A 13,918-nucleotide genomic window follows, 5' to 3' on the forward strand; every position below is an offset into this window, starting at 1 on the left:
GGTAGGGTTAAGTGGAGTGGTAAGCAGGGCGTACTCGTAATTAAGCTTGAGGGCAATAGGTGGTTTGCCTATGTGCCAATAAGCATTGGTGAGAAGCCTGCTAGGAGTAACCCGAGGGGTTACGTGATGGGTGTTTACGAGAAGATACGGATTGAGGAGCCTAGGGGTGGTAATAAGGCATTCATAGACATTGGCTTAAACAACTTGTTTGCTGTAGTGTTTAATCACACTGACGTTGCAATCCTAATCAAGGGTTCGACGATTAAAGCTGAGTACTATTACTGGAAGAGGGAGGTTAAGACCTACCAAGCCATTAGGGATTGGTTGAGGAACCACGGATTCAAGACATGGCGTAAGTACCATGCATTCTACCTTCATGCTGTTTACAAGAAGAGGGAGAGACTTAGGCATTACTATCGTACAGCCATTAGGTTCCTGGCTAAGGCACTGTGGCAGATGGGCATTGATGAAGTCTTCGTTGGCTACCCATACATGGTGAGTCAAGATGATGGCAATGAGTACAACACCAATGTTTGGTGGTTCAACAAGATCATTAATTGGCTTAAGGATGTTCTTGAGGAGTATGGGATAAGGCTCAATGTGGTGAATGAGTATGGGACTAGCAAACAATGCTCCATCTGTGATATGAAGCATGAGAATGGTAGAGTGAAGAGGGGACTCTACATATGCCAGACAACTGGCATAGAAATCAACGCCGACCTAAACGCAGCAAGGAATATTGCAAAAAGAGTGGGCTATGAGACGCCTATACCAAAGAAGATACTGAGCTACATAATCACCACTAACGGCGTAAAACCAATAACCCCCAAAGAGGGGGCAACTGTCGAGACCCCCACAATGAAACCCTCGCCCCCAAAGGGCGAGGAGGGGGTCATCATGCCCAACACCCAGCCGGTAGGGTTGGGGATCCGATGGATGTGGCCAACCTAGTGGCCTTCCTGGTCTCCGACGAGGCCTCCTGGATAACTGGCGTTAACTTCACTATAGATGGTGGTATGACGATTAAGATGATTTACATGGACCCAGACGTTATAGGTGGTTCAATAGGCACGTTGGTTCAGGATCCTGAGGTGGGTGAGTTAATAATGAGGGTGCTGCTCAGTGGGAGGGATAAGGTGCAGGAATTGAAGAGAGTGCTTAAGACACTTACGCAACAGTAGCGCTCATCAATGGTTCATGGGTCTCATTGAGTAAGCACCATAAGGTTTTATCATCATCAGTATTCATTGTTCATGTTTAAACGGTGATGGCCTATTAATAAGGCTGCGGAAAGTATATTAAGTTAATAGAGGTCACTGAACTATGGCTGGGTTTAAGGGTTACGTGGTTAGTAAGACACTGGTAATGGATCCCTTCGGTGGGAGGATGTTTAAGATCGACATTGTTGAGGAGAGGGAGAATCCTGGGCTTGTTGCCACAACCTCAGGTGAGTCTGCTGGGTTAACTAGGGATATGCTTGAGATGATGCAGAACATATTCAGGTCCATACCAATGCTAGGCCAGATGGTCAGTGGTAAAATACCCGTACCCAGGGTGACTCTTATGTTAACTGAGGAGGAGATGGAGGAGTTAGGTGGGAAAATTGACGTGGGTGAGTACGTCTACGTTAAGATACAGGGCGGGAAGATAGAGATACTTAAGGAGGAGCATTAAACCGCTAGGGGTAGGGAGTATTTTCCACGGTAACCAGCATCCCTGTTCCCTGATATTAGGCTTTCACCTTAGTGGTGAATAGCAATGGAGAGGAGATTCCCTACCCTAATGGGTAGTATGAAATGGAAAGGGCAGGTTACTCAAGTACCTTAACCACGGTACCCAGTATCTCAGCCCTACCCCCAGTTGGCCTAGCTAGCAGGTTGCCGCATACTAGACACCTAACCTCCACTGTGGCGTGATCAAATATCACCTGCTCGTTGCCGCACTGGTTGCACCTAACCCTGATGAACCTTGACTTGGGTGCCGGTATTAGTACGTTCCTGAAGTTCGGCATACCCGTGCATGCAACTCATTGGGTTTTTAAAGATTACTTAACAACACACCGGACAATGGCCACGTTTTAATGAACTTAGCCCTGGTACTCAACGAGGACTGTGCCGTCCTCACGCTTAGTTATCTTAACCTTGATTTTAGACGGTGGCCTTTGTATGCCATTACTCCAGAGCACGTTATTGAGGCTTTCACTCAGCTTAACCTTATCCTCATCAACCTTTGCATGCCTAGCCGCAATACTCTTGATTAACCTAGCGGCGTATGGGGCCCTTCTGGTCCTTGAGGCCTTCTTAACATCCCTCAGGTTTATGGATAACACCACCTCATTACTGGCCATGGCCATCACCCTAGTTCAAGCTTCACCCTCCTCCAATTTCTACGCTTAACGTTGTACGTGAACCTCCTGTTTGTTTTAACCATAACCCAGGCTGGCGGGTTCCTATTTGACTTCCCCGCTGACGCTAGCCTTAACTTGAATGCCGGTGATTTATGGGTTGCCATGCCATCACCTGAACCTAATCCTATACTCCCTCCTGGTTTGGTTATAGACGGCCTCCAGTATCTTTTTAAGTTCTTCGTCCGTTATAGGTACCTTAATCCTACCTGACTGGGCGAGTGTAATTAACTGGCTTTCAATGGACTCAACAAGCTCAGGCTTAACAAGCCTAAGGTTATCCAGCCTACTCCTGGCCTCTGGTGTCAGAATAACCCTAATAATGGCTCTCCTTTGGGCCTCCTCGGCCCTTTTCCTCTCCTCTTCCTCTGCCTTTCTCTGAAGTTCCTCAAGCTTCCTCCTCCTAGCCTCCTCAAGTTCTTCATCATTAACCGTGTCTTCTTCGTCATCGTAGTAGCTCATACATCACTAAGCCCACGCATAGGTTTAAAAACCTACTGCATCCCGAGATACCTCCGATTCACAGTAGCCGCTAATAGGTTTATTTTCGTATAAACCCGGGAATAACCGTGAATTGGTTCATCTACGTGGTAAATAGTCATTAAGGATGGGTACTCATAACGACTGTGTTGGGTGAATCAATAGTTGTAAACATCTCCATATTTTACAAATTAAAAGTATTAATGATAAGTACGAAGTGATCAGTTCAGTTTAAAGCTACTCACCTTTACACACTCAGGTAATAAAATATATATTATATATCGATATATTGTGTTAAATAAAATAATTAGAAAAATTTATAAATGCAGAGCCGCTAGGCTGTTCGGTGAACTAAGTGAGCTCCATATTTGGAATGCCCATGCAGTCGGTGTTCCTACAGGACACGTTAAAGATCCTTAAGAGGGCCGTTGAGATAGGCGGCTTCGATGAGGTAGTCTATGATTACCTATCTAGACCTATGAGGGTTGTGGCTGTGTCAATACCGGTGAAGGTTAATGGTTCAGTTAAGTTATTTGAGGGTTACAGGGTTCAGCACAATAATGCCTTGGGGCCATTTAAGGGTGGCATTAGGTTCCACCCCGAGGTAACCCTTGAGGATGATATAGCTTTGGCTACTTTAATGACACTTAAGAATAGCCTAGCCGGCATACCATACGGTGGTGGTAAGGGTGCTGTTAGGGTTGACCCAAAGGCCCTTAAGCCAAGTGAACTTGAGGAATTATCCAGGGCCTACGTAAGGGCAATCTACATGGCCATAGGCCCTGAGGTGGATATCCCAGCACCTGACGTAGGAACTAACCCCCAAATAATGGCCTGGATGGTTGATGAGTACAGTAAGATAACCGGCAGAAATGTTCCAGCAGTCTTCACAGCCAAGCCAATTGAGCTGTGGGGTAACCCAGTCAGGGAGTACGCAACTGGCTTTGGCGTTGTGGTTATGGCTAGGGAGGCGTGGAGTAGTCTATTCAACGGTAATTTAAGTGGCGTTAGGGTTAGTGTGCATGGCTTCGGTAACACGGGCCAGTGGGCAGCCTACTGGGCTAGTAAAATGGGTGCCAAGGTGGTTGCGGTAGCTGATACGTCAGGCACGGTTTACGATCCAAATGGCATAGACGTTGGGAAAGCCATGGAGATTAAGAACAAGACAGGTAAGGTTATCAACTACCCAGGTGGGCAGAGGCTAGCCCCCGATGACGCACTGTACGTTAATGCCGATGTGCTGATGCCCAGCGCCATAGAGAACACTATTAGAGCTGATAACGTATCCAAGGTTAAGGCCAAGTTGATAGTTGAGGGTGCCAATGGGCCAACAACACCTGAGGCTGAGGAGTACCTAACGAAGAGGGGTGTCGTTATAGTGCCTGACATATTGGCAAACGCAGGTGGTGTCATAATGAGTTACCTTGAGTGGGTTGAGAATCTGCAGTGGATGACTTGGAGCGAGGAGGAGACTAGAAGCAGGCTTGAGAATATACTAATCGGCAACTTCAAGAGGGTACTAGACGAGTACGGTAAGATTAAGAGGGAGGGAGTCACAATGAGGGATGCAGCAATAGTGCTGGCTGTGAGTAGGGTGGAGAAGGCGATGAGACTTAGGGGTTGGATCTAGGAGCTACGGTGATTGTTTAAACCCACAGTTTTTCCAAACTCTTATAATTATCATTAACCTGATGAAGATGCCTATCTTTCATTTAAAAATCAACAATAAATGGTAGTACAATTTGCTGAGACCGATCACCGGAGGTTAAGCATTAATACTCCGGCATTATTTAGGCATCATGGATACCTTGAGGTTATCGAGACTAACCCTCGAACTAGGCCCCTCTGGTTTTGAGGATAGGGTGGTGAGGTTGATACTAGGCATGGTTAGGGATCACGTCGATAAGGTTAATATCGACAACATGGGTAATTTAATAGCCAGGGTTGGTAACGGGCCCTTTAAGATAATGGTAAGTGCCCATGTTGATGAGGTTGGGTTCATGGTCTCTCACGTTGATCAGAGGGGGTTCATTAGGGTTGTGCCGATTGGTGGTATTGACACGTGGACAATGATTGAGCAGGAGGTGGTTTTCATGGGCCGCAATGGTGATGTCTACGGTACGGTGGGCGTTGATCCACCACACCTCAGGAGGGAGAAGCCGCCATCACGGTTTGAGGAGATTTACATCGATGCAGGTTTTTCTTCGGCTGAGGATGCGTTTAAGAATGGCATAGCGCCAGGGGTAGCGGGGACCTTCGCCGGGTCGTTTAGGGAGAGGGGTGGTGTGGTTATTGGTAAGGCCCTTGATAATAGGGTTGGCTGCGGCGTGTTAATAGACATTGCGGAGGATGCTGGGAGGTTGGTAACTGGTGACGTTTCACTTTACATGGTGTGGAACACCCAGGAGGAGGTTGGTTTAAGGGGCATTAATGCTGCGGTTAACGCAATCAACCCGGATATGGCTATCGTGGTTGAGACCACCGTGGCCGCTGACGTACCGGCAAACCCTGAGAATGAGTGGGTCACTAGGGTTGGTGGCGGCGCCGCCATTAGGGCTCTGGATAGGTCAATGGTAACTAATCCACGCCTACTCTCAGCGGTACTGGGGCTTGCATCGTCAAGTGGAGTCAAGTATCAGGTTCAGGTTAACCCCTACGGCGGCACTGATGCAGGGGTGGTGCATGTGCATGGGGTTGGTGTTCCAACAGTAGTGATTTCAACACCGGCAAGGTACATCCACACGCCTCACTCTGTGGTTAACCTTGATGATGTTAAGCAGGTGGAGTCCCTGGTAAGCCTAGTGATAAGGGAACACGGAGAGTTGAGTAAGGCAATTAAGATTACCCTATAATTTCACTTAACTCGGCTGCGCATTAAAATGATGGTATGATCTTGTGTATTACGAATTCCCTGAAGCCCAGTAACTCAGCCTTAGTTTGCCTACCCCTGGCAACCTCAAGCATTAGGTTGAATAACCTCTCCCCAGCCTGCTCCACAGTCTCCACACCCCTAACAACGGTGCTGGCATCGAAGTCGATGTTCTCCTTCATCTTGTTGTAGGTGTATGGGTTGGCGGTTACCTTTATGACTGGGGCAATTGGGTTACCGGTTGGAGTCCCTCTACCCGTTGTGAAGATCACCAGTGTTGCGCCGCCTGCCACCATGCCAACCACCGACATTATGTCGTAACCTGGGGTGTCCATTATGAACAGCCCCTTCCCCTTAACCTCCTCAGCGTAGTCTAGGACACCTTGTATTGTCCTTGAGCCACCCTTAATTATGGCGCCGAGGGACTTCTCCTCTATTGTGGATATGCCACCAGCTATGTTACCTGGTGCTGGTTGAGTACCCACTAGGTCGACGTTGTATGAGGCCGCTAACCTAACCCACTTACCAACAATCTCGTAAATCCTATCAGCCACCTCCTTGGACACGGCCCTCTTAGCCAGTATCTCCTCAGCCCCTATCATTTCCGGGGTCTCGGATAGGATTACCGTGCCCCCGAGGTCAATTAACTTATCTGACACGTAACCCACGACTGGGTTTGAGGCTAACCCCGACGTTGCATCTGAGCCGCCGCATTCAACCCCCATGACTAGTGATGATGCATCAACCTCAGTGGGCCTTTGGGCCAGGGTCTCCTCAGCCATCCTCCTCAACAACGTAACACCCCTCTCTATGGCTGCTGGTGTGCCGCCGTTAACGTCCTGTATTACAATCCTCTCAACCGGCTTACCAGTCTTAGCAATCTCATCAGCCACTTCATCTGCCTGAATCTGCTCACACCCAAGTCCAACAACTAGGACGGCGCCAACATTAGGATTCTTCGCCATACCCACCAACGTTCTCTTGGTTACTTGTAGGTCTGGTTCAAGTTGGCCACAGCCGAATGGGTTCTCAATGGCCACAGCCCCATTAACCTGCTCAGCTATCCTACGGGTAACCACACTTGAGCATATCACGGTTGACATGACTAGTACGTGGTTTCTAATACCCACCCTACCGTCAGGCCTAACGTAACCCATCACAGTTGGAGCATTGGCCATTCCAATCACCCTTTACAGGCGCTGTGAACTGAGGTTAAACTTTCAACGTTATGAACGTGGACATGCTCCCCAGCCTTAATATCCCTCTTAGCCCTACCAATCACATGCCCATACTTAACCACTAACCCGCACATTGGTATATCCCTCACGGCGAACTTGTGGCCGAAGGGTATATCATTAAGAAGCCTAATCACCACGGTTGAGGAACCGATGCTTAACTTCACTGCATCTCCAGCCTTTAAATCCCTTAACGCTATGGCCACGTTATCGCTTGGGTTAAGTAGGGTAGCATCCCTAACGTCAGGTAGGCTTTGCGCAGTCTGCATTACCAGGACACCCACGCATTGAATTTAAGTACTCCGGCGTAGACGAATCCACCCTGGAAGCTGAGGGAGGTGGCGTTTACAATGTTTAGTGTAAATTATGTCTTTCACTAGGCTATAGGGCCTAGGCTGTATCATCATGAGTGTTTAAGGGGGTTGTACGAAAATGTTTTAAATGACGGCGAATTTTGTTGCTTATGGTCCTTAGGGTTGGTTTCATAGGGTTGGGAACGATGGGTGCGCCGATGGCAATGAATATCTTTAAGGCTGGTTTTCCGTTAATCGTCTATAACAGGACCCGTAGTAAGACTGAGCAGTTCAGTAGGTTAGGTGTGCCAGTCGCCTCATCGCCTAAGGAGGTTGCTGAGAAGTCGGATGTAGTGGTATGCATGCTTGTTGATGCTCCAGATTTAATGCAGGTATTGTTTGGGCAGGGTGGTGTGGTTGAGGGGAGGCATGATGGATTAGTGGTTGTTGATATGAGCACCAACTCACCGGACCATGCTGTTGAGTTCAGTGAGAGGTTGTCTAAGTTTGGCATTGAGTTCCTTGATGCACCAGTGACTGGTGGTGATAAGGGGGCTAGGGAAGGTACCTTAACAATAATGGTTGGAGGTAGACATGAGGTCTTTGAGAGGGTTAAGCCCGTCTTCGAGGCGATGGGTAAGGTGATAATATACGCCGGTGACGTTGGGTCAGGGCAACTACTCAAGTTAATCAACCAAGTCGTGGTTGGGTTAAATACATTGGCTATGGTTGAGGCGCTTGCCTTAGCTAAGAGGGCTGGGGCTGATATCAATAAGGTTCAGCAGGTACTGATGAGTGGCATGGGTAATTCGGAGGTTATTAGGCAATTAATGCCAAGGGTACTTTCAGGTGACTTTAAGCCGGGCTTCAAGTCCTCCCACCTCAGGAAGGACTTGAAATATGTCGTGGATCTGGCCACTAGGTTAAACATGCCGATGCCCGGTGTTGGCGTGCTACTGCAGCTCTACAATGCCCTAGTGGCCCTTGGGCTGGGTGAGGAGGGTACCCACGCATTGGTTAAGTTATACGACCTGTTGATGCAGGGTGGGGCTTAAACTTTTAAAATAAAGCCACTGCCCAGTCGAGTTGAGAGTAATGTCTGTATCGGCGCTTCAAAGGCCAACTCCATCAAGGCTAATGTTGATTAGGTTAAGGACCCAGGAGGCGCTGTATAGGAGGATTAGGAAGACTATTGAGGACGCCAGGAACGCCACCCTACAGAGACTGAGGGCGCTGATACCAACGCTTGAGAGTAAGAGGAAGGTTTCCTATGGTGAGATAGGCAGGGTTGCTGAACTTTACCAGGCGGCTAAAAATAGGGTTGGCGCGGAGGCGTTGAATCTAATGGCATCATCAACGAGGGTTAGGGTTGATGGCTACGTTGAGGATAGGGTTATTGGTGGGTTAAAGTTCGGTGTACTTAACGTCAAGGGCTTTGGCGGCCCAACATACGGCATATACAGCGTGCCCACGGAGCTTGACTCAGCCCTAACGGAATTAGTCTCAATATTACCATCACTAATGGAGTTAATTAACCTGGAGAACATATTCTACACCCTCCTATACAGGGTTAGGGAGTACCAAAGGATGATAAACGCCATTGATAACGTAATACTACCCAGGATAAGGGACTCATTATCGTTCATAAGGCTTGCCCTTGATGAAATAGAGAGGGAGGACTTCATAAGGAGGGTAATAATAAACAGAATAATAGGCACCACCTAAACTAAACCAGCGGTGAGGCTTGAGAAGGGTTTATAAGTGACCTGGATAATGAGGCCTTATGTCATCTGGAGGTGGTTTATTAACGTCAACGCTGCTCAACACCACAGGCCTAGAGTTATCCGGTGAGGTGGCTGAGAAGTTTAAGGGTAAGGTACTTGATACCATAATAGTTGGTGGTGGACCAGCTGGGCTCAACGCGGCCATATACGCGGCTAGGTTTGGGTTAAGTTCAATAATCATAACTGAGGAGGTTGGTGGGCAGGTTGGTAAGGCTGGTTGGGTTGAGGACTACCTAGGCTACACTAGGATAACTGGACCTGACCTAGTGAATAAATTTGAGGAGCACGTTAAGTACTACAACGTGCCAATACTGCTTGATTCAGTGGAGAAGGTGGTTAAGGAGGGTGAATTATTCAGGGTGATCACGGTATCCGGCGACGAATTTACCTCTAGGACCGTTATAATTGCTGTTGGTGAGAAGAGGAGGAAGCTTAACGTACCTGGTGAGGATAAGTATAACGGTAGGGGTGTTAGCTACTGCGCACCCTGCGATGCACCATTATTTAAGGATAAGGTGGTCGCCGTGGTTGGCGGTGGTGACTCGGCGGCATCGGCAGCGTTGCTGCTAACTGAGTACGCAACTAAGGTTTACATGATACATAGGAGGGATAAGTTAAGGGCACAGCCTATATACCAGGAACTTTTACTTAAAAATAACAAGATAACCATAATATGGAACACGGTGGTTAAGGAGCTTAAGGGTGACAAGGTGCTTAAATCGGCGGTACTGCAGAGGGTTGACACTGGGCAGATTACCGAGCTACCCATAGACGGCATATTCGTTGAGATAGGGGCTGAACCACCCATCAATTTCTTTAAGTCAATGGGCCTTGAACTTGACGGCAACGGTTACATAGTAGTGAACCACATGATGGAGACCAGTGTTAAGGGCGTATACGCAGCCGGCGACTGCGTGAGCCTAACACCAAGGGGGTTTAGGCAGATAATAGTGGCCGCGGCCCAAGGTGCCCTAGCAGCCTACTCAGCCTATAACTACATACTCACTAAGTATGGTCAGAACAGGGAAAAGTAAAAATTTTAAATTAATTCTTTACCGCATTAAATGTTACTTTAACCTAGCCTTAGCGTCAATCATAGTTATACCCCTAACCCTATACCCAAGGCATAGCCTTGGGTATAGTATCTGACAGGGTGAATACACGTAATTTCTAAGGGTAATTATCTGCATACTTCCCACCAAGTATTAGTACTCTAATATGCTTAAAAAACTTACGCAGATGTAATATTATGCATCCTTTTCAGACTAAGCTAGAATTATGTCCAATTCAGCCGTGTTTCCTAATGACCATTGCTGTTAAGGTTCTCTCAACACCATCAATCGAGTGTATCATTTTTATCAAGTTCTCCAGGTCATCAACCCTATCCACCTCAGCTAGGGCGATTACATCGTAAGGGCCGGTTACTGAGTACGCTACCTTAACCCAGTTAATGGCCTTTATCTTCTCCGACACCTCAAACACCTTTCCAACCCTTGTCTGGACCAGGAGGAAAACCTCAAACGCCATATATTACTTCACCTGGTTTGAATTTATAAATATTTAGCATTGGGTAGGTTTAAATGAATTTAACTAAGAGGAATTAGACACTATTATGAACGTTTTGGCCGTTATAATATAATACATTCCTTATGTACTGCACGGCTTGAAGCCCAGTTAACACGATATTACCGGTTATCACTATTGGCGTGGGGAGTTCATCGCCATAAGCCTTAATCAACTTAATGTTGGCGGCACCCCTATTTAACAGGTCCTTAATTAGACTCATGGTTGAGTCATCGTAGATCAGCGTGATCGTGTCCACACTGTTACCACCTATTGAGCGATTTTTAAGTAGCGGATAATATAACCAGAGTCCCCTGCACATAAATAACCACGCACCAAGACTGAAATTTAAGTCTCATGATGCATCACTAAAAGTTTTAATCCACAGCGAAGGTTAACAGCGGTGAATTATTTATAAAGGGTTAACCGGTGGTTGAGTTATGGCTTCCCAATACCTATTCAAGAGGTATGAACTACCCCCACTACCGTACTCGGTGAATGCACTTGAACCACACATAAGCGGGCAAGTCATTGACGTACACTATAACGGCCACCATAAGGCCTATGTAAATGGCGCAAACGCCACCATTGAGAGGCTTGAGAAGGTACTTAGAAGCGAGGTCACCAGCTACGACATACAGGGGCTACTTAGGAGCCTATTCTTCAATATAAATGGGCATAAGCTACACACCCTGTACTGGCACTCAATGGCCCCCGCTGGGAAGGGTGGGGGTGCTCCAGGTGGTTACCTTGGCGATTTAATAGTTAAGCAGTTCGGCAGCTTCGATAGGTTTAAGGCCATATTCACGGAGACCATGAGGTCACTACCCGGCTGCGGATGGACAGTGCTCTACTACGATACGGAGACCGGTAACCTAGAGTTCACCACCTTCGAGAACCACTACAACCAGCACATAGCTGAGTTACCGATACTGCTGATAATTGACGAGTTTGAGCATGCATACTACCTACAGTACAAGAATAATAGGAATGGCTACATAGACGCCATTTGGAATGTGGTGAATTGGGAGGAGGCCGAGAACAGGCTGAGGAAGTACACGAAGTAAATATGGCAATTAGCAGTGCAGATTAACATTTAATTTCAACTAGTCCTCTTTCCACGAGAACCATGATTCATAATAATATTAATGCTAATTAGGTAGAGGCCAAGTATAAAGAGGACCAGTGTTGATGTGTATATTGCTGATGCCAGGCGTTTAAGGAATGGTAAGGTGGCTATTAGTAGCGGCATGAGGATTATCAAGGCACCTACCGATACCACGTGGTTAAGGTACCTCCTTATATCCGTGGGTTTGCTTAGGGTTCTTCTCATAACCTTAAGTTTAAATTATGCTAAATAAATGTTGGTTTTAAATTAATTTTAAATTGAGTAGTGTTGATTACTCCTTAATTACCTCAAGTGATATGAACGTCCTGGTGTCCTCAATACCCTCCATTTGGCTCATTATCCTTAAAAGATCGTTTATGTGTATCTCCCTAGCTATTATTACCAAGTCGTAGTCACCTGAAACCCTGTAGGCCTTCTCTATGGGTAGCTCCTTAAGCTTATCGTAGACCTGTTGCCTATACTTAGGCGCAACCTTAGCCATTACTATGGCCTCAGCCCCACTCATCCTAAGGACCCTAAGCGCCTTCTCCGTAACATCAACGAACTCCCTACCCGTCCTTATTAGGCCAAAGTCCTTAAGCTTCTTTAGGTGGACAGAGAGGGCCTGCCTAGTCATTCCTAGTTCCCTGGCTATTTGATCCTGGTCGGCGTAGACTGTGTAGACCCTCAGTGGTTGAGCCTTCTTCAGGAGGAACTGTAGTATTTGTAACTGCCTTTCCGTTAACTCCCTCCCAATGGTCTCAGTTTCAACTTGACTTTCCATACTCATCGAAAAACTAAAAACGGCACTGGTATATATACTTATTGGTTTATCTACACTATATGCTAAGGAGATAAGGCATTCTGTTTAAAAATGAGTCCGAATTAGGGATATATCACCTTATTTTATTTAAATCTTTCTCTAAGTCTTAACAATTATCCTCCTGCCTAAAGCGTAATGAATGATAATGTCGATAAAGGCGGTGTAAAGTGCAAGTAGTGATACGTATAATGCCCATAGGCCGAAGTAGCCATACACCAGTCTGAGTAGTGCGGATGCCTCAACCAGTATTGGGGTTTCCCACCCATAACCCCTCGGCCATAGCCAAAGGTAACCGGGTATTAGCATCGGTACACATAGCGACGACATCATGACGGCGATGAAGCCCACTAGAATCATGTGAACCACGTCCAACTGTGGCGCGTACAACGAGGCCGCTAGGGATACAGCTAGGCTAAATCTACCTAAGACAGCCCCAATTGGGTACGCTGCAGATAGGCTACTTCGCTTAGGCAATGTTGAGGGTATTCCAATGGCCATTAGCTCAAAAAGAACCAGCAGTGACACGGCTACGTTACTATCAATGAAGTACATTAACACTGGTATCGTGAAGAATGGTGCATCAAGGTAACTTGGCTTACGCCTATCCTCAACCCTCCTCATTAAGCTGGTTAATGAGGCAAGCGGGAAACCCACCAATGAGAGGGGGTTATTAGTGAACACGGCGGTTAACATCGAGGCTAAGCCAATTACCGTGAATGCATTTGGGTAAAGCAGGGGAATCCTACCCATCCCCCTCTCGACGAACACCATAATATAAAGAACAACCCACGCAATCAATAGGGCCTTCCAGATAAATGAACCCAAGTTTAAAACATAGGTTAAGGCCCATGATATTGATAACGTTGCTATTGCCAGTGAAACCAGCCGTGAAGGCATAAACCTAGTGAAGCCAGGGTGTTGACTATACATTACGCTTAGGTAAAAGAGAACTAGGCCACTCACCATCACCCTCCCATGGGTGATTGTGAGTGGTGACAGTATGGGTCCAGTTATAAGTAATGCTAGGGATGCTATGAGGATTACCTGGGATACCCTAACCTGGTACTTAAACAGCCTACTGTATATGCTTGGAGGCAGCCCACTTGTCACGTAACCAAGCATTGCGTTAAGGACTGGGTTAAGTTTATTAGCATTAAGGCTAGTTGAGTATTGGTGATGAGCACTCCTGATCATGACTGGTGAATGAGCCATGCCCCAGACTGAGGGTAACCATTCACTACCATTCACAGCTAGGCGTTAGGCACCTAAACCATGGTGAATATAACCACCAATGAGCATTACTAATGGGTTTAATCGGCATCATGGGTAAAGTTTAAATAATTGCTGTGGTACATTAGG

20 protein-coding genes and 1 pseudogene are annotated in these 13,918 nt (G+C 46.9%); 9 read left to right on the top strand and 12 right to left on the bottom strand.

What is annotated here, in order from left to right:
• Nucleotides 1-126: 126 nt before the first annotated feature.
• The 3 genes and pseudogenes from AAX04_RS00005 to AAX04_RS00015 all read left to right on the top strand — a co-directional run bounded on the left by AAX04_RS00005 (nucleotide 127) and on the right by AAX04_RS00015 (nucleotide 1,674).
• Nucleotides 127-951: a zinc ribbon domain-containing protein gene (locus tag AAX04_RS00005; RefSeq protein ID WP_369818393.1), complete on the top strand. Its 825-nt coding sequence runs from the start codon at nucleotides 127-129 to the stop codon at nucleotides 949-951.
• A pseudogene (locus AAX04_RS00010) lies at nucleotides 897-1,181 on the top strand (SDR family oxidoreductase); the annotation flags it as partial. The gene AAX04_RS00005 and the pseudogene AAX04_RS00010, both read left to right, overlap by 55 nt.
• A gap of 142 nt (nucleotides 1,182-1,323) precedes the next feature.
• Complete coding sequence (locus AAX04_RS00015) at nucleotides 1,324-1,674, top strand: arcadin 1 (RefSeq protein WP_066792513.1); 351 nt, start codon at nucleotides 1,324-1,326, stop codon at nucleotides 1,672-1,674.
• A gap of 136 nt (nucleotides 1,675-1,810) precedes the next feature.
• Here the strand turns inward: AAX04_RS00015 and AAX04_RS00020 are convergent, their stop codons facing one another.
• From AAX04_RS00020 to AAX04_RS00035, 4 genes are all read right to left on the bottom strand, one after another.
• On the bottom strand, nucleotides 1,811-2,011 hold the full coding sequence (locus AAX04_RS00020) for a 30S ribosomal protein S27e (protein WP_066792515.1): 201 nt from the start codon (nucleotides 2,009-2,011) through the stop codon (nucleotides 1,811-1,813).
• Nucleotides 2,012-2,086: 75 nt separating this feature from the next.
• Nucleotides 2,087-2,347 carry a 50S ribosomal protein L31e gene (locus tag AAX04_RS00025; protein WP_066792692.1) on the bottom strand — a complete coding sequence of 87 codons (261 nt, stop codon included), beginning with the start codon at nucleotides 2,345-2,347 and terminating at the stop codon, nucleotides 2,087-2,089.
• Between the two features lie 5 nt (nucleotides 2,348-2,352).
• A complete protein-coding gene (locus tag AAX04_RS00030) occupies nucleotides 2,353-2,511 on the bottom strand; it encodes a 50S ribosomal protein L39e (RefSeq protein WP_066792517.1) in 159 nt (52 codons plus the stop codon).
• 4 nt (nucleotides 2,512-2,515) lie between these two features.
• Complete coding sequence (locus AAX04_RS00035; RefSeq protein WP_066792519.1) at nucleotides 2,516-2,866, bottom strand: DNA-binding protein; 351 nt, start codon at nucleotides 2,864-2,866, stop codon at nucleotides 2,516-2,518.
• 391 nt (nucleotides 2,867-3,257) lie between these two features.
• Between AAX04_RS00035 and AAX04_RS00040 the strand changes: the two genes are divergently transcribed.
• Together AAX04_RS00040 and AAX04_RS00045 are read left to right on the top strand one after the other, a co-directional pair.
• Nucleotides 3,258-4,514 carry a Glu/Leu/Phe/Val dehydrogenase gene (locus AAX04_RS00040; RefSeq protein ID WP_066792694.1) on the top strand — a complete coding sequence of 419 codons (1,257 nt, stop codon included), beginning with the start codon at nucleotides 3,258-3,260 and terminating at the stop codon, nucleotides 4,512-4,514.
• 169 nt (nucleotides 4,515-4,683) lie between these two features.
• A complete protein-coding gene (locus AAX04_RS00045; RefSeq protein WP_066792521.1) occupies nucleotides 4,684-5,736 on the top strand; it encodes a M42 family metallopeptidase in 1,053 nt (350 codons plus the stop codon).
• Nucleotides 5,737-5,758: 22 nt separating this feature from the next.
• Here AAX04_RS00045 and AAX04_RS00050 read toward each other — a convergent pair whose 3' ends face one another.
• Both AAX04_RS00050 and AAX04_RS00055 read right to left on the bottom strand, forming a co-directional pair.
• Complete coding sequence (locus AAX04_RS00050; RefSeq protein WP_066792695.1) at nucleotides 5,759-6,931, bottom strand: UxaA family hydrolase; 1,173 nt, start codon at nucleotides 6,929-6,931, stop codon at nucleotides 5,759-5,761.
• 5 nt (nucleotides 6,932-6,936) lie between these two features.
• Nucleotides 6,937-7,257 (bottom strand): UxaA family hydrolase, encoded by a 321-nt coding sequence (locus AAX04_RS00055; protein ID WP_066792523.1) that lies wholly within the window; start codon nucleotides 7,255-7,257, stop codon nucleotides 6,937-6,939.
• 194 nt (nucleotides 7,258-7,451) lie between these two features.
• On the opposite strand from AAX04_RS00055, the gene AAX04_RS00060 reads away from it, so the two are divergent.
• The 3 genes from AAX04_RS00060 to trxB are packed head-to-tail and all read left to right on the top strand — an operon-like array spanning nucleotide 7,452 to nucleotide 10,099.
• Entirely contained in the window at nucleotides 7,452-8,336 is an 885-nt protein-coding gene (locus tag AAX04_RS00060; RefSeq protein WP_066792525.1) for an NAD(P)-dependent oxidoreductase, read from the top strand.
• A 40-nt stretch (nucleotides 8,337-8,376) separates the two neighbouring features.
• On the top strand, nucleotides 8,377-9,006 hold the full coding sequence (locus AAX04_RS00065) for a V-type ATP synthase subunit D (protein ID WP_066792527.1): 630 nt from the start codon (nucleotides 8,377-8,379) through the stop codon (nucleotides 9,004-9,006).
• A gap of 58 nt (nucleotides 9,007-9,064) precedes the next feature.
• Nucleotides 9,065-10,099, top strand: a complete 1,035-nt coding sequence (gene trxB / locus AAX04_RS00070; protein ID WP_066792529.1) for a thioredoxin-disulfide reductase — start codon at nucleotides 9,065-9,067, stop codon at nucleotides 10,097-10,099.
• 33 nt (nucleotides 10,100-10,132) lie between these two features.
• On the opposite strand, the gene AAX04_RS12440 is transcribed toward trxB, so the two are convergent.
• The 3 genes from AAX04_RS12440 to AAX04_RS00080 all read right to left on the bottom strand — a co-directional run bounded on the left by AAX04_RS12440 (nucleotide 10,133) and on the right by AAX04_RS00080 (nucleotide 10,887).
• Entirely contained in the window at nucleotides 10,133-10,255 is a 123-nt protein-coding gene (locus tag AAX04_RS12440) for a hypothetical protein (protein ID WP_255363384.1), read from the bottom strand.
• Nucleotides 10,256-10,352: 97 nt separating this feature from the next.
• A complete protein-coding gene (locus AAX04_RS00075; protein WP_066792535.1) occupies nucleotides 10,353-10,592 on the bottom strand; it encodes an Lrp/AsnC ligand binding domain-containing protein in 240 nt (79 codons plus the stop codon).
• Nucleotides 10,593-10,665: 73 nt separating this feature from the next.
• The gene (locus tag AAX04_RS00080; RefSeq protein ID WP_066792537.1) at nucleotides 10,666-10,887 is read right to left on the bottom strand and encodes a hypothetical protein; all 222 of its coding nucleotides are present in this window, start codon (nucleotides 10,885-10,887) and stop codon (nucleotides 10,666-10,668) included.
• Between the two features lie 181 nt (nucleotides 10,888-11,068).
• On the opposite strand from AAX04_RS00080, the gene AAX04_RS00085 reads away from it, so the two are divergent.
• Complete coding sequence (locus AAX04_RS00085; protein WP_066792539.1) at nucleotides 11,069-11,695, top strand: superoxide dismutase; 627 nt, start codon at nucleotides 11,069-11,071, stop codon at nucleotides 11,693-11,695.
• Nucleotides 11,696-11,730: 35 nt separating this feature from the next.
• Here the strand turns inward: AAX04_RS00085 and AAX04_RS00090 are convergent, their stop codons facing one another.
• The 3 genes from AAX04_RS00090 to AAX04_RS00100 all read right to left on the bottom strand — a co-directional run bounded on the left by AAX04_RS00090 (nucleotide 11,731) and on the right by AAX04_RS00100 (nucleotide 13,681).
• Nucleotides 11,731-11,961: a hypothetical protein gene (locus AAX04_RS00090; RefSeq protein WP_066792540.1), complete on the bottom strand. Its 231-nt coding sequence runs from the start codon at nucleotides 11,959-11,961 to the stop codon at nucleotides 11,731-11,733.
• Nucleotides 11,962-12,028: 67 nt separating this feature from the next.
• On the bottom strand, nucleotides 12,029-12,520 hold the full coding sequence (locus AAX04_RS00095) for an Lrp/AsnC ligand binding domain-containing protein (protein WP_066792696.1): 492 nt from the start codon (nucleotides 12,518-12,520) through the stop codon (nucleotides 12,029-12,031).
• Between the two features lie 138 nt (nucleotides 12,521-12,658).
• Entirely contained in the window at nucleotides 12,659-13,681 is a 1,023-nt protein-coding gene (locus AAX04_RS00100; protein ID WP_066792697.1) for a hypothetical protein, read from the bottom strand.
• Between the last annotated feature and the right edge of the window lie 237 nt (nucleotides 13,682-13,918).

Source organism: Caldivirga sp. MU80 (genome assembly GCF_001663375.1).
In the GTDB taxonomy this organism is placed as follows: Archaea; Thermoproteota; Thermoprotei; order Thermoproteales; family Thermocladiaceae; genus Caldivirga.